Source organism: Aldersonia kunmingensis (assembly GCF_001646865.1).
Taxonomy (GTDB): Bacteria; Actinomycetota; Actinomycetes; order Mycobacteriales; family Mycobacteriaceae; genus Aldersonia; species Aldersonia kunmingensis.
Genome location: NZ_LRRB01000158.1, coordinates 1 through 22,672, shown reverse-complemented (window position 1 = coordinate 22,672; position 22,672 = coordinate 1). Strand labels below are relative to the sequence as shown.

General features: G+C 66.0%; 20 protein-coding genes. 16 read left to right on the top strand and 4 right to left on the bottom strand.

Going from position 1 to position 22,672, the window contains the following annotated elements:
- Positions 1-8 precede the first annotated feature (8 nt).
- A complete protein-coding gene (locus A8G08_RS11750) occupies positions 9-1,628 on the top strand; it encodes an amidase (RefSeq protein WP_068273937.1) in 1,620 nt (539 codons plus the stop codon).
- A gap of 5 nt (positions 1,629-1,633) precedes the next feature.
- Here A8G08_RS11750 and A8G08_RS11745 read toward each other — a convergent pair whose 3' ends face one another.
- Together A8G08_RS11745 and A8G08_RS11740 are read right to left on the bottom strand one after the other, a co-directional pair.
- A complete protein-coding gene (locus A8G08_RS11745; protein WP_068273935.1) occupies positions 1,634-2,818 on the bottom strand; it encodes a lycopene cyclase family protein in 1,185 nt (394 codons plus the stop codon).
- A 45-nt stretch (positions 2,819-2,863) separates the two neighbouring features.
- Positions 2,864-3,340 carry a hotdog fold domain-containing protein gene (locus tag A8G08_RS11740; protein WP_068273933.1) on the bottom strand — a complete coding sequence of 159 codons (477 nt, stop codon included), beginning with the start codon at positions 3,338-3,340 and terminating at the stop codon, positions 2,864-2,866.
- Between the two features lie 463 nt (positions 3,341-3,803).
- Here A8G08_RS11740 and rpsJ point away from each other — a divergent pair, with 463 nt between their 5' ends.
- Genes rpsJ through rpsQ form a run of 11 tightly spaced genes read left to right on the top strand, consistent with a single transcriptional unit; the run spans position 3,804 to position 9,059 of the window.
- Complete coding sequence (gene rpsJ, locus A8G08_RS11735; RefSeq protein WP_003938093.1) at positions 3,804-4,109, top strand: 30S ribosomal protein S10; 306 nt, start codon at positions 3,804-3,806, stop codon at positions 4,107-4,109.
- Positions 4,110-4,123: 14 nt separating this feature from the next.
- Positions 4,124-4,789 carry a 50S ribosomal protein L3 gene (rplC, locus tag A8G08_RS11730; RefSeq protein ID WP_068273962.1) on the top strand — a complete coding sequence of 222 codons (666 nt, stop codon included), beginning with the start codon at positions 4,124-4,126 and terminating at the stop codon, positions 4,787-4,789.
- Positions 4,786-5,457 (top strand): 50S ribosomal protein L4, encoded by a 672-nt coding sequence (gene rplD / locus A8G08_RS11725; RefSeq protein ID WP_068273930.1) that lies wholly within the window; start codon positions 4,786-4,788, stop codon positions 5,455-5,457. The genes rplC and rplD overlap by 4 nt, the downstream gene beginning before the upstream one ends.
- Complete coding sequence (gene rplW / locus A8G08_RS11720) at positions 5,454-5,759, top strand: 50S ribosomal protein L23 (protein ID WP_068273928.1); 306 nt, start codon at positions 5,454-5,456, stop codon at positions 5,757-5,759. The genes rplD and rplW overlap by 4 nt, the downstream gene beginning before the upstream one ends.
- Positions 5,760-5,797: 38 nt before the next feature.
- On the top strand, positions 5,798-6,634 hold the full coding sequence (gene rplB, locus A8G08_RS11715) for a 50S ribosomal protein L2 (protein ID WP_068273926.1): 837 nt from the start codon (positions 5,798-5,800) through the stop codon (positions 6,632-6,634).
- Between the two features lie 14 nt (positions 6,635-6,648).
- Positions 6,649-6,930, top strand: a complete 282-nt coding sequence (rpsS, locus tag A8G08_RS11710) for a 30S ribosomal protein S19 (RefSeq protein ID WP_005518370.1) — start codon at positions 6,649-6,651, stop codon at positions 6,928-6,930.
- Entirely contained in the window at positions 6,927-7,325 is a 399-nt protein-coding gene (rplV, locus tag A8G08_RS11705; protein WP_068273919.1) for a 50S ribosomal protein L22, read from the top strand. Before rpsS ends, rplV begins: the two co-directional genes overlap by 4 nt.
- Positions 7,325-8,128: a 30S ribosomal protein S3 gene (gene rpsC, locus A8G08_RS11700; RefSeq protein WP_068273917.1), complete on the top strand. Its 804-nt coding sequence runs from the start codon at positions 7,325-7,327 to the stop codon at positions 8,126-8,128. The genes rplV and rpsC overlap by 1 nt, the downstream gene beginning before the upstream one ends.
- A 3-nt stretch (positions 8,129-8,131) precedes the next feature.
- A complete protein-coding gene (rplP, locus tag A8G08_RS11695) occupies positions 8,132-8,548 on the top strand; it encodes a 50S ribosomal protein L16 (protein WP_068273915.1) in 417 nt (138 codons plus the stop codon).
- A complete protein-coding gene (rpmC, locus tag A8G08_RS11690) occupies positions 8,548-8,781 on the top strand; it encodes a 50S ribosomal protein L29 (protein WP_068273913.1) in 234 nt (77 codons plus the stop codon). Before rplP ends, rpmC begins: the two co-directional genes overlap by 1 nt.
- Positions 8,778-9,059: a 30S ribosomal protein S17 gene (gene rpsQ / locus A8G08_RS11685; protein WP_068273911.1), complete on the top strand. Its 282-nt coding sequence runs from the start codon at positions 8,778-8,780 to the stop codon at positions 9,057-9,059. Before rpmC ends, rpsQ begins: the two co-directional genes overlap by 4 nt.
- A 232-nt stretch (positions 9,060-9,291) precedes the next feature.
- Here rpsQ and A8G08_RS11680 read toward each other — a convergent pair whose 3' ends face one another.
- Positions 9,292-9,723 (bottom strand): MTB12 C-terminal domain-containing protein, encoded by a 432-nt coding sequence (locus A8G08_RS11680; protein WP_068273909.1) that lies wholly within the window; start codon positions 9,721-9,723, stop codon positions 9,292-9,294.
- Positions 9,724-9,881: 158 nt separating this feature from the next.
- Between A8G08_RS11680 and A8G08_RS11675 the strand changes: the two genes are divergently transcribed.
- The 3 genes from A8G08_RS11675 to A8G08_RS11665 all read left to right on the top strand — a co-directional run bounded on the left by A8G08_RS11675 (position 9,882) and on the right by A8G08_RS11665 (position 17,281).
- Entirely contained in the window at positions 9,882-11,168 is a 1,287-nt protein-coding gene (locus A8G08_RS11675; protein WP_068273960.1) for a SidA/IucD/PvdA family monooxygenase, read from the top strand.
- Between the two features lie 92 nt (positions 11,169-11,260).
- On the top strand, positions 11,261-12,196 hold the full coding sequence (locus A8G08_RS11670; RefSeq protein WP_068273907.1) for a methionyl-tRNA formyltransferase: 936 nt from the start codon (positions 11,261-11,263) through the stop codon (positions 12,194-12,196).
- A 51-nt stretch (positions 12,197-12,247) separates the two neighbouring features.
- Positions 12,248-17,281, top strand: a complete 5,034-nt coding sequence (locus tag A8G08_RS11665) for a non-ribosomal peptide synthetase (protein ID WP_068273905.1) — start codon at positions 12,248-12,250, stop codon at positions 17,279-17,281.
- Between the two features lie 203 nt (positions 17,282-17,484).
- Here the strand turns inward: A8G08_RS11665 and A8G08_RS11660 are convergent, their stop codons facing one another.
- Positions 17,485-18,426 carry an ABC transporter substrate-binding protein gene (locus A8G08_RS11660; RefSeq protein ID WP_245672790.1) on the bottom strand — a complete coding sequence of 314 codons (942 nt, stop codon included), beginning with the start codon at positions 18,424-18,426 and terminating at the stop codon, positions 17,485-17,487.
- Between the two features lie 197 nt (positions 18,427-18,623).
- Here A8G08_RS11660 and A8G08_RS11655 point away from each other — a divergent pair.
- The coding region (locus tag A8G08_RS11655; protein ID WP_068273901.1) for a non-ribosomal peptide synthetase at positions 18,624-22,672 on the top strand (4,049 nt) is incomplete at its 3' end.

Sequence of the window (22,672 nt, the reverse complement as noted above, 5' to 3'; positions counted from 1 at the left end):
GTCAAGCGATGATTCCGGACATTTCTCGCCGAAAGCTATTCGGCGCTGCGGCCGTCGGTGTCGCCGGCGCCGCGCTGCTATCCGGCCGGGTCGCGTCCGCAGCCCCGTCCAACAGGTTGCCCGCCCCGGGAGCCATCTCCGCGACCGATCCCGCCCTGCTGAGCGCTATGGAGGCGGCCAGCCTCCTTCAGGCGGGCAAATTGCATCCGCGCGAACTACTGGACAGCCTTTACGCCCGGACTCGCGCGCATGATGCAGTTCTGAACTCATGGATCCGGGTGTATCCCGAGCTCGCCTACGCAGCGGCGGACGCGGCCGCGGCGCGACTGAGCACCGGCCGGCGTGACGGCAATCCGGCACCTTTGCTCTGTGGCATGCCGATCGCGCTCAAGGATCTCTTCGCGGTGGCGGGACTCCCGCTGACCGCATCGAGCAAAGTCCTCGCCGGCAATATCGCCGCGGGCGATTCGGATATCTGGCGAACGTTGAGCGACGCCGGTGCCGTCCTCATGGGCCATACCGAATGCGACGAATTCGCGTTGTCTGCAGGCACCCCGCAGGTCGGAAACCCTTGGGGCCCCGAGTATTCGGCGGGTGGCTCGTCCGGCGGCAACGGGGCAGCGCTCGCGGCTCGGTTCGTCCCACTGGCAGTAGGTACCGACACCGGGGGATCGCTGCGCAGTCCGGCGGCGGCGTGCGGGATCTCCTCGATCAAGCCAACCTATGGCCGGATTCCGCTGCTGGGAGTCATTCCCTGCATGTGGACACTGGACACTGCCGGGACGATGGCGAGGTCGCTCGGCGACGCGTCCCTCATGCTGACGTCCATGTCCGGCGGCGTGGGTGCGGTGCCTGCGCCCGACGGTGGCTTCCCGCTCGTTGCCCGCGGTGGCGACCGTCCGCTGAGCGGCCGGGTCATCGGCGTGCCGAAGACGGCGCGCAGCAATGCCGCTCCCGAAGTGTTGCGGTTGTTCGAGGAGTTCCTCTCCCTCGCCCGTGACCTCGGTGCCGAAGTTCGCGACGTGCGTATGCCGGCGCTACCGCAGTCACTAACCGGCGATCTGGCCGAAATGGGTGCCTACCACCGGCAATTCGCAGACCGGATCGGCGACTACCGGCCAGATCTGGTGCCGACGGTGATGCAAGCCAACGCCGCGATGGCCGTGCCTGCCGGGGACTATTTCACGAACCTGCAGGAGAAGAAGCGCTACCAGGCCGACTACAACCGGATGTTCGCCGATTCGAAGCTCGACGCGATCGTTATGCCGGGCCTGAAGGTCGACGGTGTGCGACGCGATGCGATGTTCGGCATGAGCGCGTTCGTCGATTCCGGGATCGACGCGCGGTGGGCCAACTATGCGGGCGTGCCGACGATTTCGATTCCGGTGGGGCGCTCCAAAACGACCGGTATGCCGGTCGGCGTTCAGCTTGGTGGGCTGGCATGGGGCGATGCCGATCTGATTCAGCTCGGGCTCGAGCTCGAGGACGCGCATCCGGCGTGGCGCGAGGTTCCGCCGCTCGCGGACAGCGCGCGCTCGCTACCGGAGGTTCGTCGTGGCACGCCGGGACCGGGCCCTGACCCGACGAACACTCAGGGCGCGGCGGCGCCGATCATGTACACGCTGTAGGCAGTTCAGGCCTTCCACCGGTTCCTGTTCGTCCAGCCCATCAGGTCGAAGCGCCAGCGGAAGGGCCAGGTGTGCGCGACCGTGTTGAACAGGACGGCACCGAGCGCGGTGGCATCGTCGTGCGCGGACAGGAGCGCCCGCTGTCCCCGCGGTGAGGCACGAAAGAACGAATCGAACATCGCGACGGTCTGCTCGGTGGTGAGCCGGCCCATGCCGGCCAGTCCGCGCTCGCGCATCCAGTAGACGGCGCGGGCGCGCGGGGTCCACAGCCGCCCGACCGGGTCGTCTCCGCTGACGAGCGCGTTGACGACGGTGTCCACCAGCGCAAGCGAATCGGCGACGCTGTACCCGGTGCAGGGGTGCATCATGCCGCCGCGCGAACCGAATGGGATCGCCTCGTTCTTACGTCCCCGCCATCCTGGAGGCGGCTGGTCGAGTGGGTAGTGGCACGACTCGCTGTGCTCGCTGCCGTCGAGTTCGATTCCGTGCGAACGCAATCGGGCGATCACCCGGCGGCGCAGTTCGCGCTGTGTGAGCCCGCCCGGGATGGCGAGGGTGGTCTCCTCGAAGATGACCGTCCCGTCGCCGATCGGCACCGAGTAGAGGAACGACGGGGGAGCGTCCGCCGCGGCGTCGTTCTCATTGCGCCAGTCGAGTAGCAGTGCCTCACCCGGCGGTACGTACTCGGCAACTCGCTCGGCCTCGATGAAGATGCCGTGCGCGCTGGCCGCCGGCCGCGTGCCGACCGGCGGCAAACCGCGGCAGTCGAACACCGCCTCGGCGGTGATCGCAGTGCCGTCGGCCAGCTCCACCCGGTGTGCGCCGACCGACGTGGCCTTCTGCGCCTCGACCCGGCCGCCCGCGATCGGAAGTGCCTTCCACAGTTCGGTCTTCGACATCACGGCGTAGGGCCGCTCGATGCGGTGCTCGGACAACGTCCACACCGTCGGCGCCTCGATGCGGGATGCGATCACCGATTCCGGGAGCCAAGCCGGCAGCTCGTCCACCCAGCACGAGTAGGTCGGAACCCACAGCCGGTCCGGATGCGGGTCCACCGCGGCGACAGTGAGTCCGCTTGCCAGGCAACGTGATGCGAGGCCCCGGCCGGTTGGTCCGAGGCCGACGATGCAGACATCGACTGTGTCGGATGGTCGCTCCGCAGGCTCCGCTCCGGGCGCTTGGGTGGTCATACGAGCATTCAACCGACTCGGATCAGGTCTATTCAACCGACCCGGTTAGCGGGGGGTAACCCAGGTGGTGATCTGTGCGCGGACAACCTCGGCGCCCGACTTGTCGCGGATGCTCACCGGCACGACGAGGTCGGTGCCCTCGGTGATCGAGGCAAAGTCCGGCAGCTCCGGAAGTTGCGCGGTGGCGCGCAGTCCCGTCTCTGCCTTGGTCACGTACTCCACGTTCATTGCCTTGGGAATCCACCGGTGTGTGGTCGGCACGGTGGCCTCGCACAACATGCCCATTGCGATCTCCGCGAGGTTGCATGCGGCGATCGCGTGGAAGGTGCCGAGGTGATTGCGGATGCCGAACCATTTCGGCGCGGTGACCTCACAGTGGCCGGGCTCGAGCGCGGTCACAGTGGGCAGCACAGTGCTGAAGTAGGGCACCCGGGCGACCATCCCGAGCGAGAACGCCGCGTGGCCGAGCGGGTTCTTGGGCAGTCGTTGCCAGGTGCGATAGGTAGCAGTCTGTGAAGTCATGACGCGATCCTACGACCTAACTTACTGAGAAGTAAGATCGGTGCGCGGTGCTGTGACGAGGCTCGATTTGAACTGAACAGGCCCGTTACGGCATACTAGTCGGGTTGCCTTGGCATGGGACGCGCCTTCGTGCGTTCTCGGACGGGGCAAGGACGCGGTCATCGACAGCGAGAAATCGCAGGTAGATGGCAGTGCAAGACGGAGCAGGATCCCGCGCCCGCTAGGGCGCATCCGGGACGATTCCGCTAGCTGGATCAAATTCGATCGGGCAGTGGAATGTGCGGCGAGGCGACACGCCCGACCGCGTGGACCGGAGAACCATGACAGGTGAACAGCGGCGACGATTGGCGTGGACCAGTCGTGTGGACGTTGTGCCTACGTGGACTGGAGAACTGCACCCAGACGAGGTGGCCCGGGAAGCGAAATCCGGACTACGAAAAGCGGCAAGAAAAGGACACGAAGCGTGGCGGGACAAAAGATCCGCATCAGGCTCAAGGCCTACGACCACGAGGCGATCGACGCATCTGCGCGGAAGATCGTTGAGACGGTGACCCGTACCGGGGCCCGCGTCGTCGGCCCGGTGCCGTTGCCCACCGAAAAGAATGTGTACTGCGTCATCCGCTCGCCGCATAAGTACAAGGATTCGCGCGAGCACTTCGAGATGCGCACGCACAAGCGCCTCATTGACATCCTCGACCCGACGCCGAAGACGGTTGACGCGCTGATGCGCATCGATCTGCCGGCCAGCGTCGACGTGAACATCCAGTGAGTTCGGGGCAGCAGATGAGCGACAACAAGAGCAGGCCCGCTGCGGGCATCCTGGGTACCAAGCTCGGCATGACCCAGGTCTTCGACGAGAACAACCGGGTCGTTCCGGTCACCGTGATCAAGGCGGGCCCGAACGTGGTCACGCAGATCCGGACCGAGGAAATCGACGGCTACAGCGCTGTTCAGGTGGCCTTCGGTGCGATCGATCCGCGCAAGGTGAACAAGCCGCAGGCCGGTCAGTTCGCCAAGGCCGGGGTCACCCCGCGCCGCACCGTCGCCGAGATCCGCGTCGCCGACGCCTCCGCCTTCGAGGTTGGCCAGGAGCTGACTGCCGAGGTGTTCGAGGACGGCGCGTACGTGGACGTGACGGGCATCAGCAAGGGCAAGGGCTTCGCCGGCACCATGAAGCGTCACGGCTTCTCCGGTCAGGGCGCCAGCCACGGTGCGCAGGCTGTGCACCGTCGCCCGGGTTCGATTGGTGGCTGCGCCACCCCCGGTCGTGTCTTCAAGGGCACCCGGATGTCGGGCCGCATGGGTAATGACCGGATCACCACGCAGAACCTCTCGGTCCACAAGGTGGACGCCGAGAACGGCCTGCTGCTGATCAAGGGCGCGATCCCGGGCCGCAAGGGCGGCGTCGTGATCGTCAAGAGTGCAGTGAAGGGTGGTGCGCGGGCATGAGCACCGATACGCAGACCAAGCTGACCCTGGACGTCAAGGCTCCCGGTGGCAAGACCGAGGGCACCGTCGAGCTGCCGGCCGCGATCTTCGACGTGACGGCCAACATCGCGCTGATGCACCAGGTGGTCGTCGCGCAGCTCGCCGCCGCGCGTCAGGGCACGCACTCCACCAAGACCCGCGGCGAGGTCCGCGGCGGTGGACGCAAGCCGTACCGCCAGAAGGGCACCGGCCGCGCTCGCCAGGGCTCGACCCGTGCACCGCAGTTCGCCGGTGGTGGCGTCGTCCACGGCCCGCAGCCGCGCGACTACAGCCAGCGCACCCCCAAGAAGATGAAGGCCGCCGCTCTGCGCGGTGCCCTCTCCGACCGGGCGCGCAACGAGCGGATCCACGTGATCTCCGAACTGGTTGCCGGCCAGACTCCGTCGACCAAGGGCGCGCGTGCGTTCCTGGCCGAGCTGTCGGACCGCAAGAAGTTCCTGCTCGTCATCGGGCGTGAGGACATCGCGGCCTGGAAGAGCGTCCAGAACCTGGACAACATCCACCCGATCGCACCGGATCAGCTGAACACCTACGACGTGCTCGAGAGCGACGAGGTTGTGTTCAGCGTCGAGGCGCTCAACACGTTCGTGCACGGCCCCGCCGAGACTGCACAGGAGGAAAGCAAGTGAGCACCATCGCCGACCCCCGCGACATCGTTCTGGCGCCGGTCATCTCGGAGAAGTCCTACGGACTGCTCGAAGAGGGCACCTACACGTTCATCGTCCACCCGGACTCGAACAAGACGCAGATCAAGATCGCGATCGAGCAGATCTTCGGTGTGCAGGTGACCAACGTCAACACCGCCAACCGTCAGGGCAAGCGCAAGCGGACCCGGTTTGGTTACGGCCAGCGCAAGAGCACCAAGCGCGCGCTCGTGACCATCTCGGCCGACAGCAAGCCCATCGAGATCTTCGGAGGACCGGTCGCCTAGGCGGCTGGGCTTCTTAAGAGCAGAGGACGAGAAGACTCATGGCAATCCGTAAGTACAAGCCGACTACCCCGGGCCGCCGCGGCTCGAGCGTTTCGGACTTCGCCGAGATCACTCGGTCGACTCCCGAGAAGTCGCTCATCCGCCCGCTGCACAGCACGGGTGGCCGTAACGCGCACGGTCGTATCACCACCCGTCACAAGGGCGGCGGTCACAAGCGTGCGTACCGGCTGATCGATTTCCGTCGTAACGACAAGGACGGCATCCCGGCCAAGGTCGCTCACATCGAGTACGACCCCAACCGCACCGCGAACATCGCACTGCTGCACTACGCCGATGGCGAGAAGCGCTACATCATCGCGCCCGTCGGCATCAAGCAGGGCACCCCGATCGAGGCGGGTCCGACCGCCGACATCAAGCCCGGCAACAACCTGCCGCTGCGCAACATCCCGACCGGTACCACCATTCACGCGGTGGAGCTGCGTCCGGGCGGCGGCGCCAAGATGGCCCGCTCCGCTGGTTCCAGCATTCAGCTGCTGGGCAAGGAGGGTCCGTACGCGACCCTGCGTATGCCCTCGGGTGAAATCCGCCGTGTCGACGTGCGCTGCCGCGCCACCGTCGGCTCGGTCGGCAACGCCGAGCAGTCGAACATCAACTGGGGCAAGGCCGGCCGTATGCGCTGGAAGGGCAAGCGCCCGACCGTCCGTGGTGTGGTCATGAACCCGGTCGACCACCCGCACGGTGGTGGCGAGGGCAAGACCTCGGGTGGTCGCCACCCGGTCAGCCCGTGGGGCCAGCCGGAAGGCCGTACCCGCAAGCCCAACCGCCCGAGCGACAAGCTCATCGTCCGTCGCCGGCGTACCGGCAAGAAGCGCTAAGGAGGAGGTAAGAAATGCCACGCAGCCTGAAGAAGGGCCCGTTCGTCGACGACCACCTCCTTGCGAAGGTGGACGTCCAGAACGAGAAGGGCACCAAGCAGGTCATCAAGACCTGGTCCCGTCGTTCCACGATCATTCCCGATTTCATCGGACACACGTTTGCGGTGCACGACGGCCGCAAGCACGTGCCGGTGTTCGTCTCGGATTCGATGGTCGGCCACAAGCTCGGTGAATTCGCGCCGACGCGGACGTTCAAGGGACACATCAAGGACGACCGGAAGAGCAAGAGGCGATGACTGCACCAGTTCAGAACCAGACCGCTCGCGCCACGGCCAAGTTCGTGCGCGTGACGCCGATGAAGGCGCGTCGCGTCGTCGACCTGGTCCGCGGTCGTTCGGTTGAGGATGCGCTCGCGATCCTGAAGTTCGCGCCGCAGGCCGCCTCCGAGCCGGTTGCGAAGGTCGTTGCCAGTGCGGCGGCGAACGCCGAGAACAACCTTGGCCTCAACCCGGCCACCCTGGTGATCTCGAAGGCGTACGTCGACGAGGGCGCCACCCTGAAGCGGTTCCAGCCGCGTGCCCAGGGTCGTGCGTTCCGGATCCGCAAGCGCACCAGCCACATCACCATCGAGGTCGAGAGCGTGCCCACCAAGGGCGGCGCTCCTCGTAACCGTCGGAAGGGAGCTCAGTAGTGGGCCAGAAGATCAACCCGCACGGCTTCCGCCTCGGTATCACCACCGACTGGAAGTCGCGCTGGTACGCAGACAAGCAGTACGCGGAGTACGTCAAGGAAGATGTGGCGATCCGCAAGCTGCTCGGCACGGGCATGGAGCGGGCCGGCATCGCGAAGGTGGAGATCGAGCGCACCCGTGACCGGGTTCGCGTCGACATCCACACCGCGCGTCCGGGCATCGTCATCGGTCGCCGCGGCGCCGAGGCCGATCGCATCCGCGCCGACCTGGAGAAGCTGACCGGCAAGCAGGTTCAGCTGAACATCCTCGAGGTCAAGAACGCCGAGTCCGAGGCACAGCTGGTGGCGCAGGGCGTCGCCGAGCAGCTCTCGAACCGCGTGGCGTTCCGTCGGGCGATGCGCAAGGCCATCCAGTCGGCCATGCGTCAGCCGAACGTCAAGGGCATCCGCGTGCAGTGCTCGGGCCGCCTCGGCGGCGCCGAGATGAGCCGCTCGGAGTTCTACCGCGAGGGTCGTGTCCCGCTGCACACGCTGCGTGCCGACATCGACTACGGCCTGTACGAGGCCAAGACCACCTTCGGCCGCATCGGCGTGAAGGTCTGGATCTACAAGGGCGACATCGTCGGTGGCAAGCGTGAGCTCGCCGCCTCCGCCGCCCCGGCCGGCGATCGCCCGCGCCGCGAGCGGCCGAGCCGCCCGCGTCGTTCGGGTGCGGCCGGTACGACCGCGACCAGCACCGAGGCCGGACGCGCCGCCACCGCTGTGGCGGACACCCCGGCTCCGGCTGAGAACCAGGAGGGCTGACGCATGCTGATGCCACGGCGGGTCAAGCACCGCAAGCAGCACCATCCGAAGCGTTCGGGTGCGGCCAAGGGCGGCACCCAGGTCGCGTTCGGTGATTACGGCATCCAGGCTCTCGAGCCGGCCTACATCACCAACCGGCAGATCGAGTCCGCGCGTATCGCGATGACTCGACATATCAAGCGTGGCGGCAAGATCTGGATCAACATCTACCCGGATCGCCCGCTGACCAAGAAGCCGGCCGAAACCCGAATGGGTTCCGGTAAGGGCTCGCCCGAGTGGTGGGTCGCGAACGTCAAGCCCGGACGGGTGATGTTCGAGATGAGCTACCCGAATGAGGAGACCGCACGCGAGGCCCTGCGCCGCGCGATGCACAAGCTCCCGTGCAAGTGCAGGATCGTGACCAGGGAGGAGCAGTTCTGATGGCTACCGGAACTCCGGCCGCAGAGCTTCGCGAACTGAGCGACGAGGAACTCGTCGCGAAGGTCCGCGAGTCGAAGGAAGAGCTCTTCAACCTCCGCTTCCAGATGGCCACCGGCCAGCTCGACAACAACCGTCGGCTGCGGGTGGTCCGTCACGATATCTCGCGGATCTACACGATCATGCGTGAGCGTGAACTTGGCCTGGCCACCGGACCCGAGGGTGATGTGGCATGAGTGAGGAAAAGGCAGTGAGCAACGAAGATCGCGCGAGCCGCAAGGTTCGTACCGGCTACGTGGTGTCGGACAAGATGGAAAAGACCATCGTGGTCGAGCTCGAAGACCGGGTTAAGCACCCGCTCTACGGCAAGATCATTCGCCGCACCACCAAGGTGAAGGCGCACGACGAGAACGGCACCGCAGGTGTCGGCGATCGCGTGCAGCTGATGGAGACTCGTCCGCTTTCCGCGACGAAGCGCTGGCGCCTCGTCGAGGTCCTCGAGCGGGCCAAGTAAGCAGCAGCAGAAAACGCAAACGCTCGGCTGGGGTTCCCAGCCGAGCGTTTTGCGTTGGTGCCGTTCGCTCTCGGCCGTGATCACGAACATATGGCCCCTGGCCACGCCGGTTTGCGCGGCCATTTGCTCGTGATCACCGCGGTACAGCGACGCGGTCGCCGCAACTCTCACATGGAGTGTTGCGACGACCGCGTGAACCCGCCGATGGGGCGGGTTTTTGTGTTTTCGGGGGTCAGCAGCCGGTGCCGACGAAATTGCCGATGGTGCAGGTGGACTCGTGGCTGAGCTTCCACTGGCCGTTGATCAGCTTCCAAGACACGGGGAACGGCCAGGGCTCGTAGCCGGCGGTCGAGGTGAGGAGCGTGGCGTTGATCGTGTCGCCGTTCTCGGTCGCGCCGACGACATCGAAGTGCCAGCTCGCCGGTGCGATGGCGATGAGCGCTCCGGCCCGATCGAATGCCGGCAGGTCGGCCTCGCCGTTCACAAGCTCTGCGCCACGGGCTGCCCGCGATGCGCCCACGTTGAGTACCGTTGCGACCTTGGCGCGCAGCTCACCGTTGCTTGGTGCGGCGGACGCGACTCCAGCCGTGGAGACTGCGGTGCCTGCTAGTGCGGCGCCCACAATAGCCAAGGCGCCCACTGTCTTTCGGATGCTGTCGAACATCTATCGTTCCCCTCGGTTTTGCCCGCGTGTCCGCGGGTTGCTGTTCAGACATTCCCCTGCATGTAAGGTAAGGCTATTCAAACATAAGCAGCAGGGTCTGGTCGATCGTGGGCGCGCTCACGTTGGCGACCGGCGCGCGCGCCGGAGGGGTGGGGTCGGTGGAAACACTTGTGGTGGTCGGTGCTGGGCCGAAAGCGCTTGCAGTAGCAGCGAAGGCGCGTGTGCTGCGTGAACTCGATCTCCCGGCGCCACGTGTGGTTGTCGTCGAAGCGAATGCGGTGGGCAACAATTGGCTCCCCACCGGCGGCTGGACCGACGGGCAGCACCGACTCGGCACCAGTCCCGAGAAGGACGTCGGCTTCCCGTATCGCTCGACGTGGGCGCGGGGCCGCAACCGGGATATCAACGAGGCGATGACCGCGTACAGCTGGACGTCGTTCCTGATCGAGCAAGGCACCTATGCCGAGTGGATCGACCGTGGCCGGCCAAGCCCGCAGCACCACGTCTGGGCCAAGTACCTCCAATGGGTCGCGCGCGCAACCGATCTCGAACTCATTCACGCGACCGTGCGATCGATCGCGGCCACTGCCGATGGCTGGCGGGTGAGCGCCGTCGACGGCGACGGCAACGCAACCGAAATCGCAGCGGACGGGCTGATGATCACCGGGCCGGGCCATAGCGAGAAAGCACTGGCCAAGCATCCCCGGGTGCTCAGCATCGCGGAGTTCTGGGATCTTGCGGGCCGGCGCGCCCTGCCGGTCGCGTCCAGGGTCGCCGTTGTCGGTGGCGGGGAGACCGCAGGCTCGGCGCTGGACGAACTGGTTCGGCACGGCATGTTGTCGATTTCGGTGATCACACCGAGGGCAACCATCTACACCCGCGGTGAAAGCTTCTTCGAGAACTCGCTTTTCAGCGATCCGATCAAATGGAGTGCGCTGAGCATCGAGGAGCGCCGCGAGGTCATCCGGCGCACGGATCGCGGTGTGTTCTCGGTCCGAGTCCAGGAAAGCCTCATCGCCGACAACCGGGTGCATCACCTGCAGGGCCGTGTTGTGCGCGTGGCCGACCAGGGCGACTGTGTCGCACTGACGATGCGCAACGATCTTCGGGCCGACCAGGTGCACACTGTCGATCTGGTAATCGATGCGACCGGCGGACGGCCACTGTGGTTCCTCGAATTGTTCGACGCGAACGCGGTGGACCTGATCGAACTCGCGGTCGGCGGCGAACTGACGCAGGCGCGAATCGAATCTGCGATCGGTTACGACCTGGCGGTGTCGGGGCTGGACGGCAAGCTGTTTCTGCCGAACCTCGCGGCACTCACGCAGGGCCCCGGCTTCCCGAATCTCAGTTGCCTGGGCAATCTTTCGGATCGTGTGCTGCAGACGACGGCGGCCCGCTCGACCACAGCGAACCGCCACGTCTCGGGGCTGCGCGTGCACTGATTCGGTGCGCATGGGCGGGCAAGTCCGATGCGGTTTGGCCGGGCAAATAGGCTAGGCTAACCTTCGTTGATTGCCGGGAAGGGGCTCGTTTCATGCGTATTGTCTCGTTTGGTTTCCAGACCTGGGGTCGCAAGACCCTGCAGGCTTTGATCGACTCGGAACACGAGGTGGTTCTAGCGGTCACGCACCCGGCCAGCGACGACTCCTACAAGGGAATCTGGTCGGACTCGGTGGAAGAGTTGGCGCGCGAACACGGGATTCCCGTGCATCTCACCGAACGGGCCGATGCCGAGACCATCGATCTCGTGAAGCGAGCCGAGCCGGACGTCATCATCGTAAACAGCTGGTACACATGGATGCCCGCGGAACTCTACGATCTGCCGCCGCACGGCACGCTGAATCTGCACGACTCGATGCTGCCCAAGTTCACCGGCTTCTCGCCGGTGCTGTGGGCGCTGATCAGCGGGGCCGCCGAAACTGGCCTCACCGTGCACCGCATGGACGAGCAGCTCGACGCCGGCGACATCCTCGTGCAGAAATCGCTTCCCATCGGCCCCAACGACACGGGCACCGAACTGGTGCTGCGCGGGATGGAACTGATCCCGGCCGCGGTCAACGAGGCGTTGAACGCGCTGGAAACCGGTACCGCCACGTGGCGGCCACAGGATAAGGCCGCGCGCACCTACTTCCACAAGCGTTCCGATCGCGACAGCTTGCTCGACTGGGCCGACACTGCCGTGGATCTGGAGCGTTTCGTGCGGGCGTTGTCCGAGCCGTACCCGCGTGCGTACACCCACTACCGGGGCGAGCGCATCGAGGTACTGGCCGCGCATCCGTCCGAGGGCTGCTATGGCGGCACTCCCGGCCGAGTCATCGTGCAGGAGGGTGGCGGTGCCGTCGTGACAGGACCCCATTCCCGCCGCGGCGAAAACCGGGCCCTGGTGATCACGCGGGTCCGCACATCGGATGGCATCGAGCACGACGGTGCCGAATTCTTCGCTCGCGGTGGCTATCTCACCGATCTGTGATCTCCGGAACCGGCGGCCACCAAGCCTGACACACGATTTCGAAGGAAGAATATGGCAGACGACATTCTCGAGCGCCGTAAGCAACTGCTCAAAGACCGAATGCGCGAGCAAGGCATTCAGGTGGCGTCCGAGGTCCCGGCCGCGCCGGTACGGCGCAGCGGCGAACGTAGCCCGCTGTCGGCGGCGCAGCAGCGGATGTGGTTTGTGCAGCGCTTGGATCCGACCGACACCACGCTGAACATCTGCGTCGCGTATCGGCTCGACGGATTGAACGACCCGGAGCGTCTGCAGACCGCGCTGGCAACCGTGGTCTCCCGGCACGAGGTGCTGCGCACCACCTACCATGCCGACGCGAGCGGCGAGTGGTACCAGGTTTCCCGCGACGACGCCGAGATCGACTGGCAGCAGCATGATCTCACCGATCTGCCGGAAGGCGACCGGGAGCGGCGGGTGGAAGTACTCACCCGTCGCGCGTTCGCGCGCCCCTTCGACCTGTCCGCGGATCTGCCGTTGCGCCCGACGCTGATTCGCGCCGGAGCCGATTCCTACGTGCTGGTTCTCGTCGTCCACCACATCGCCTGGGACGATGACTCCTGGCCGGTGTTCTTCGCCGAGGTGAACGCGGCGTACCGCAGCGACGGCGCACTGCCGGAGCTCCGGGCACAGTACGTCGATGTCGAGGTCGTCGGTAACGCCGATCGCGACGAGAGTGCCGGTCTCGAGTTCTGGCGCACCGCGCTGACACCGTTGCCGGAGCGACTGGAATTGCCGAGCCGCCGAACGAGTGGCGCGGTGTCCAAGATCGCGGACCGCTGGGTGCGCGAGCTCCCTCCGGAGCTGATGCAGCTGGTTGCCGCGGTCGGCCGCGAGCACGCTGCGACGCCATACATGGTGTTGCTCGCCGGTTTTCAGGCACTGGTCCACCGCTACACCGCCGCAACGGATTTCCTGATCTCGATGCCGGTAACCAACCGCAGCGTCGCAAGCGCACAGGCCCTGATCGGCTACTTCGGTAACAGCCTGTTGATCCGCGCGAGGGTGGATGGCGCCGACACCTTCGACGCACTGCTCGACCGGACCCGCGACAGCTGCGTCGGTGCGTTCACTCACCAGGACATCGGTGTCGATCGTGTGATCGCGGCCGTGAGCCCGGAGCGAGTGGCGGGCAGCGACGCCTTGGAACAGTTGGTCCAGCTCAGTTTCAGCGTGCGCGGCGCGGCGAACGGATTCGACCTGCCCGGCGTCGAAGCGCGCGAACTGGCGCTCGGCAGCGCGGTGGCGCAGGAGCCGCTCGGCCTGATGATCGTGCTCGACGATGCCGGTGCTCGGGTGGAAGCCACCTACCTGGCCGACGAACTCGAGCAGTCGCTTGTCGCGCAACTCCTCGACCACTATGTGCAATTGCTCGAGAATGCGCTGCGCGATCCGAGTCAGCTGATTCGCGAGCTCGACCTGCTCGGCGATGTCGACCGGAGCCACCTGCTCGCAATCTCGCGCGGTGCACTCGTCGAGGAAGCGCCGACCACCATGGTCGAAATGTTCGAGCGGCAGGTCGCCCTGACTCCCGAGCAGATCGCGTTGGCCTCCGACGCGCTTCAACTTTCCTACGCCGCACTGAACGAGCGCGTAAACCGGCTGGCGCACTGGCTGATCCACCAGGGTCTCGGCCCCGAGGACCTCGTCGCGCTGCGTCTTTCCACGTCGGTCGAGTTCGTCGTCACCATGCTCGCCGTGCTGAAATCGGGCGCTGCATACCTGCCCATCGATCCTGCGTACCCGGCCGAACGAACCGAATACCTGCTCGCCGATGCCCTGCCGAAGTTGACGCTCGACGCCGACGGGGTGGCCGCCGCAGAACACGAGGCAGTGTCTCTGCCGGACCGCGATCCGGTCGATGCGGACCGCGCAGTGCCGCTGCGCCCGTCGAATACTGCATACGTCATCTACACCTCCGGCTCCACCGGTAAGCCGAAGGGTGTTCCGGTGCCGCACGATGCGATCGCCGAGCACGTGTCGGGCTTCAACGCCGAGTGGGATCTCACGCCACAGGATCGAGTGCTCCAGTCGACCTCGGTGAGCTTCGACGCGTCCCTGCTCGACATCTTCGTCACGTTGACCGCTGGTGCGCGCGTGGTGATTCCGAAACCCAATGCCTACCGCGACATCCCCTATGTCGCCGATCTGATCACCCGCCAGGGGGTAACGGTGCTGCACATGGTGCCGTCCATGCTGGCAACCTTCCTCGTCCTGCCCGAGAGCAACGACTGGCGCACGCTGCGCCGCGTTCCGGTGGGCGGCGAGGCGTTGCCCGGCGAGGTAGCCGATCGGTTCGCCACCCAGTTCGACGCGGAGCTGCGCAACCACTACGGCCCGACCGAAGCGGTCGTGTGTTCGGCACACATGACGGTCGACGGCCCACAGGGCACTGCCATCGTGCCGATCGGATTGCCCAACCAGAACGTCCACCTCTACCTGCTGGACGGCGCCTTGGAGTTGGTGCCTTCCGGCGTCGTCGGCGAGATCTACCTCGGCGGGCGTCAGCTGGCCCGTGGCTACCTCAACCGGCCCGGTCTGAGCGCGGAGCGCTTCGTCGCCGATCCATTCGTCGCGGGTGGCCGGCTGTACCGCACGGGTGACCTTGCCCGCCGCAACGCCGCCGGCGAGATCGAATTCATCGGTCGCGCAGACGAACAGGTCAAGGTCCGCGGGCACCGGATCGAACTCGGTGAGGTCGAGGCAACGGTCACCGACCATCCGACGATCGCGCACTGTGTGGTGATCGTGGCCGACCACGAGTCGCTGGGGCCGGTGCTCGCCGCCTACGTGGTGCCGGTGCCCGGCGCAGACGTCGTCATCGACGAGCTCCGCACGCACGTCAAAGCGAAGTTGCCCGAATACATGGTTCCCGCAGCCTTCGTCGTCATCGACGCAGTGCCGCTCACCGCGCACGGCAAGCTCGACAAGCGGGCCTTGCCGGCACCGGCATTCGCCGAGGCAGCCAGCTACCGGGAGCCGGAGACTCCGACCGAGCGCCGCATCGCCGGACTGTTCGGCACGCTGTTCACTCTCGATCGAGTCGGCGCGGACGATTCGTTCTTCGACCTCGGCGGCCATTCGCTGCTCGCGGCTCGCCTGATCACGATGATCCGCGCCGAGTTCGGCATCGAGCTCGACATCCGGGTGCCGTTCGACAAGCCGACCGTCACCGGTCTGGCGGCCCACCTGGTCGACGCATTCCGCGAGGAATTCGACATCGATCTCGACGAGATGGATTTCGAGGAGCCGCTCGAGACCGTGGCAGTGAAATCGGATCTCGCGCGGGAGCCCGTACACCGGCCGCGGCCGGAGTACATCCCGCTCTCGTACTCGCAGCGCGCCTACTGGATTCAGCGCCGGCTCGAGGGCGCGATCGACGGCGAGAACGTCACGTTCCCGATCCGGTTCGACGGACCGCTCGATATCGATGCGCTCCGCGCCGCTGTCGATGACGTCGTCGCCCGGCACGAGTCGCTGCGCACGAGCTTCCCGGAGCGCGATGGCAATCCGTACCAGTTGGTGCATCCGGCTGAGCCGCTGGAGTTTCCGCTGATCCGCATCGCCGAGGAGCAGTTGGCGGGAGAACTCGCGACCGACGCGGCCTACGTGTTCGATCTGCAGGGGGAGCCGGTGCTGCGGGTGCGGTTGCTCGCAATCGGGGCGCATCTGAATGTGCTGTCGATCGTGATGCATCACATCATCGCCGACATGCGGTCGCTGCAGATCTTCGCCGCCGATCTCACCGTTGCCTACCGGGCCCGGTTGGCCGGTAGCGCGCCGGACTGGTCTGAATTGGCAATTCAGTTCGCCGATTTTGCGATCTGGCAGCGGGAGTCCTACGACCGCGGTGCCAACCGCGAGGTCAGTGCATACGGGCAAAAACAGATGGACTACTGGCGCAACAGGCTTGCGGGACTTCCCGACGAGATCGCCGTCGCCCACGACCATCCGCGGCCAACTGTGCTGGGCCGCAACGGCTTCAGCGCGGACCGCGTGCTGCCCGCGGCGACCTGGAATGCATTGCGTGCCAGGGCCGACGAACTCGGTGCCACCGAATTCATGCTCTGCCAGGCGGTGAGCGCGGCGGTCGTGAACGTCCTTGGCGGCGGCGATGACGTGGCCGTGGGAGCAGCGGTCGCCAACCGCGTCGAGCAGAACACCGATGAGCTCATCGGCCTGTTCGCCAACGTGATGGTGATGCGCCACGACGTGTCGGGCAACCCGACACCCCGGGCCCTCCTCGGCCGGGCCCGTGACGCCGGACTCGACGCGATCACCCACCAGGGTGTGCCATTCGAGCGGTTGGTCGAGGCACTCAATCCGGCCCGCTCGCTGTCCCGTAATCCGCTGTTCCAGGTGATGATGCACTTCCGGCATCGTCCGACGCCGGCGCCGTTCACGGCGGACGGGGCGACGATGTTCAAGGACATCTCCGGGTACTATGACGTATCGTTCATGGACTTCCATCTCGATTACTCGGTGGCAGCCAATGGCGATCTGATCGCGCGGGTCGTGGTCAATCCCGACCTCTACGAGGCGGCAACCGGCCAGGTCTTCGCCGACGTCATGGTCGGGGTCCTACAGGCATTCGTCGATCAACCGGATGTGGCGCTCACTGCTCTCGACCTTCTGCCTGCGGGCTGGGACACCAGCCGTTCGGTGATCACGCACGCCGCCCCGGTGGTCGCAACGACGGAGGCCGAATACGTCGCACCGCGTACCGATACCGAGCGGGAATTGGCAGCCTTCCTCGAAGAACTGTTGGAGATCACCGACATCGGTCGCGAGGACGGGTTTTTCGAGCTCGGTGGCGACAGCGTGATCGCCATCAAGTGGGCGGTCAAGGCGGACGAGAGTGGTCTGCCGCTGACGCCGCAGATGGTGTTCGAGTACTTCACGATCGCAGACCTCGCTGCCGCGGTCGACGAAGCAATCGCGAACCCGCCCGAGGTATCGGCGGACGAGCAAGAGCACGCGCCGATGTCGACCTCGGGCCTGGACGCGGAAACACTTGCCGCGCTGGCGAGTTCCTTCTCGGCGCAGCGCTGACCAAAAGGGTGGGTGCAATGCAACGTCTCGACGTTGCGTTGCACCCACCTTTCAGCATTGCGTTCCTGGGTGCGAATTCTGTATTCGGGCGCGAAACTTCGCACTCGTTTACACATTTTGCGCTCGTTTGGATGTCCTTCGCGAGCGCGAATTGTGTTTCGGTGGGTGGCGGTGCGGTGCACCGCCTTTCACGAATTCGCGGCCTACCTCGCGGCGTTTTCCAAGGCCGGCGTGATCTTGTCCAACACGTAGGGGATCGAGAGGGCGGTCGGCTGGTTGACCGCGGTGATCTCCTGGGTGGTCAGGAAGACGACCGAGTTCTTCTTGGTGGCAGGCAGGTCGGCGTAGCCGGGCACCTGCTTGTACTTGTCTTCCATTCCGGGCGAGTAGCCGGCCAACAGGATGTCGGCAGTCAGCTCGCTGACCCGTTCGGGCGAGAGCGCGGCTCGGCCGTGATTCGCGGGCAGATCGATGAGGTTCTTCGGGATGCCGAGTCCGAGTTGCGCGAAGACCTTGCCGGAACCGTCATTTGGGTCGGTCAGCACCATCAGTTGGGTTGGGCCGCCCAGCCAGGTGCTGGCGAAGGTCTTGCCCATCAGTGTCGGATTCGCTTCGGCGACTCCGTCGATCTTGGCGTCGACACCGGCGATAACGTTGGTCGCTTCGTCCTCTTTGTCGAGGACCCTGCCGAGCGTTGTCACTAGGTCCTGCCACGGGGTGACGATTTCCTTGCTCAGGCCGGGCAGCGTCGGCGCGATCTGGGAGAAGTCGTGGTAGCGCTTGTCGTCGGCGATAAAGGTGTCGGCGAGGATCAGGTCGGGTGCCTGCGCGGCCACCTGTTCGACGAGGTTGCCGACGGCGTCCAACGGCTTGGCCGACTCTGGAATCGGCGGCTGCCAAGGCGGGGCGCCGTTGCCGAGAATGGCGACGTTGTCGATGTAGGCGGCCGGGGTGACGCCGAGCGCCAGTGCGGTATCCAGCCACTGATTGCCCAGCACGACAATCTTTTTCGGCGTGCCGCCGATGGTGGTTTCGCCATAGACGTGCGGGATAGTGATGGATTCACCGCCGGCGGAGGAGCTTTCGCCCGACCCGCAAGCGGTGAGGCCGAGTGCCATGGCGCACGCCAGGACAACGCCTGTCACCCGCGCTCGTCCTCTGCTCGTGTGCACGGACCTCATCGTGTACCTCCATTGTCGAAACTTGCCCAACTCGAGATTAGGTTAGCCAAACCACATGAGCCCCCGGGCATGGGCTACCATCCTCAAGTTAGGCAAGCCTTGCCTTTTGGCTTGGCTGCTTTCGGCAAAACGCGTGCCCTCGGTGAGTACAGGAGAACGGTATGAGTGAGGCCTTGGCGGAGATCGAGGACGTTCTCGCGCTCAGTCCGTTACAAGAAGGGCTGCTGTCGCTTTCGCAACTGACCGGCGATGGCCAGGACGTCTACACCATCCCGTTCGTCGTCGATATCGCCGGGCCGCTGGACGCGCAGTTGCTGCGTACCTGCATCGAAACGCTGCTGCGACGCCACCCCAATCTGCGCGCGGTGTTCTGGGATCGGGACGTGCCGAAGCCGGTGCAGATCGTGCCACGTCGGGTCGACCTGCCGTGGACCGAGCGTGCCGCGCAGCCCGGCGAGCTCGAGGCCATCGAATTGCAGGAGTTGGCACGCCCGTTCGACCTCGCCAAAGGGCCGTCGCTGCGGGCCACGCTCGTAACGCTGCCGCCGGACAGTGACGGCACGGCGCGGTGGCGGTTGATCATGACGATCCACCACATCCTCTTGGATGGGTGGTCGCTCGGACTGCTGTTCGGCGAGCTCCGTGCCCTGTATCTGGCAGGCGGCGAGGAGAGCGTGCTGCCGCCGGTGCGGCCCTACCGCGACTACATCGGCTGGCTCGGCGCCAAGGACATGTCTGCGGCACGCCAGTGGTGGGCCGACCATCTGGCGGGGCTGAGCGGGCCGCTGATGATCGCCGACGGCGGTACCAGCATGGGAATCGCCCGGACGGACACCGAGGCTCCGATCGAAGTTACGAGCTTCGTGCTCCCGACCGCCGACACGATCCGGCTTCGCACGTGGGCGCGAGCGCGCGGTCTGACGCTGAACTCGGTCGTGCAGTTCGCGTGGACGATCCTGCTCTCCCGGCTGACCGATCGGCGCGACGTCGTCTACGGCACGATCGTCACCGGACGGCCCCAGCAAATCTCCGGGGTCGAGCGCATGATCGGCCTGTTCCTCAACACCATCCCGGTGGCCTTCCGCGTGGATGCCGCGGCGTCGGTGGCGGCCGAATGTGCTCGCCTGCAACGTGAATCGGCGGCCATGCGAGACGTCGGATATCTGAGTCTGTCGTCGGTGCAACGCGCCGCGGGCCACGGCTCGCTATTCGACACGATGTTCGTATTCCAGAACGCCCCCATGGACGACGTGAAAGCGCCGGATACCGGCCCAGTTACGTTCGCGCCGATGATGGCCAAGAACCTCACGCACTATCCGCTCACCGTGGTCTCGTATGTAGACGGTGACGAACTGTCCTTGGTGGTCGAGGCAATTCGCGAGTCGTTGCCATTCCTGCCCGACGACATCGGTGCCGCCATGCTGGCCGTACTGCGTGGCCTATCCGACAACGCGGATGCTCGGATCGACGACCTCGACGTCTTGCCGGACATGGCGCATCTTTCCAACACCACGCCCGAACTGCCTGAATGCGATTCGGATGTCACGATATTCGAGTTGTTCGAGCGCCAGGTCGCGGCGACGCCCGATGCGGTCGCGCTCACAACGACGGATAACTCTGCGCTGACCTACCGGGAGCTGTACGACAGGGCGACGGCGATGGCCGGCGACCTCGTCGCTCGCGGTGTCGGTCCGGAAGATGTTGTGGCCCTCCACCTGCCGCGCAGCGAGCGCGCGATTGTCGCGATCCTGGCGACGCTCGCCGCCGGTGCGGCCTACGTGCCCGTCGACACCGCGTTGCCGGCGGCCCGAGTGGAGTCGATCCTGCGGCAGGCGCGGCCGAAGGTGGTGCTCGACGCGACGACAGTGTTCGAGTTCAGTCCTGCTGCGGCACCCGTCGTCGCCCGGCGTCCGTCGCAGAGCGCGTACGTCATCTTCACCTCCGGCTCGACCGGCGAGCCGAAAGGCGTTGTGAACAGCAACGCAGCCGTTGTCAGCTACTTCGCCGATCACCGGCACCGGGTCTACCGACCCGCGGTAGCCCGGCTCGGGCGCCCACTACGAATTGCCCATGCCTGGTCGTTGAGCTTCGACGCGTCCTGGCAGCCGATGATCGGACTGCTCGACGGGCACAGCATCCATCTCTTCGACGACGCGGCCATGCGCGACGCTGGATGCCTTGTCGACGGCCTGGTCCGCCACGGCATCGACATGATCGATACGACGCCCTCGATGTTCCGCCAGCTTGCGGCAGCCGGGCTGCTCGACCGCCCGCCGACCGTGCTCGCACTCGGTGGCGAAGCGATCGACACGCAACTTTGGGACCGGCTGCGTGCCCTACCTGGCGTCGCCGTGCACAACTGCTACGGCCCGACCGAGACGACGGTCGAAGCAGTGGTCGCCGACGTGACTGCACCCGGAGGATCGGATGTACCGACGATCGGGCGACCGACCGCCGGAATGTCGGCCTACGTCCTCGATTCCAGATTGCGCTCGGCCCCGGCTGGGGCGGTCGGCGAGCTGTACCTCGCAGGCCCGCAGCTGGCTCGTGGCTACGTCGACCGTCCCGGGATTACCGCCGACCGCTTCCTTTCCGACCCGTTTTCGGCGGGCCGGCGGATGTATCGCACCGGCGACCTCGTGCGCAGGCTTCCGGACGGTGGGCTCGCCTACCTCGGGCGGGCCGACGACCAGGTGAAGATTCGTGGGTACCGCATCGAGATCGGCGAGATCGAGACCGCGATACGCGCGCTTCCCGGTGTCAGCGAGGCCGCGGCGACGGTGGTGCGGCGCGGGGACGCGGTGACTGTGGTCGGCTTCGCTGTCGGCGGGGGCGACCCAGTCGGGTTGCGGGTCGCGCTATCGGATCGCTTGCCCGCCTACATGATTCCCGCGCGGCTGATCTTGCTACCGCAGCTTCCGGTGACTTCCAACGGCAAGCTCGACGTGCGACAGCTCGCCTCGTTGGCGGAGCAGGCGCTGTCCGGCGGCGGCTCTACCGCGTCAGCTGAGCCGAGCACGCCGACGGAGCGAACCCTGTCGAATGTGCTTGCCGAGGTGTTCGATGGCCACGCACCAGGCGTGGACGAGGACTTCTTCAGCCTGGGCATGGACAGCATCGTGGCTATCTCGATGGTGAACCTGGCACGCCGGCACGGCCTCGGGATCGAGGTTCGAATGGTGCTGGTGGCCCCGACGATTCGCGATCTCGCCGCGGCCATCGATCTTCGAGCCGAAGAATTGGCGGCCAATCCCGAGCAGGGTGAGGATTACGGCCCGGTGCAGCCGTTGCCGATCGTGTCGTGGATGTACCGGCAGCCCGCTTTCCGCCGCCTCGCGCAGAGCATTCTGATCACGTTGCCGGACGGAATGACATCCGCCGATCTCGAGGCAGTGCTGCAAGCGATGCTCGACGGACACGACACACTTCGATCCACGCTCGACGAGACTGCCGACGGTCTCCGGTTGGTGACGCGTGAAGTGGGTTGCGTCAGTGCCGGTGACGTCCTCACCCGGACAGAATTCAGTGGTCCCGACGACACTTTCTCCGATGTGCTGGCCCACGCCAGTGGCGTCGCCATCGACGGACTCGAGCCGCGTGCCGGAGACATGGTGCGTGCGGTGTGGTTCCAGGGCGCGCCCGCCGGGGACGTTCTCCTGCTGACCATCCACCACCTCGCGGTGGACGTGGTGTCCTGGGGCATTCTGCTCGCCGATCTGGCCGCGGCGTGGGAGCAGGTCGTTGCCGGTGTGGTGCCGAAGGCGCTGGCCGAACCCACGTCCTATCGCCGGTGGTCCCAACTGATGTGGCAACGCGCGCAGACCCCCGAGGTACTCGCCCAGCGTGACTATTGGGTCGAACAGGTAACGGGTCCAGATCCCGCCGTCGGTGCTCGCGGACTACAGCCATCGGACACATGGTCAACGTTGCGGATGACCGAGGCCTCGCTGACGGTGCCGACCACTGCACGTATCCTTGGCGACCTGACCAGAGCAGACGGGGTTCGCGAGTTCCTGTTGTCCGCGCTGACAACGACTTTGGTGTCCTGGCGGCTGGAGCGTGGCCAGGACCATGACGGCGGCGTACTCATCGGACTGGAGAGCCACGGTCGCGCGGACGCGATCGTCGAGGCCGACACGTCGGGCACTGTGGGCTGGTTCTCGACGACTTTCCCGGCCCGGCTGGGCGCAGGCTCCGCCGCGATCGATGT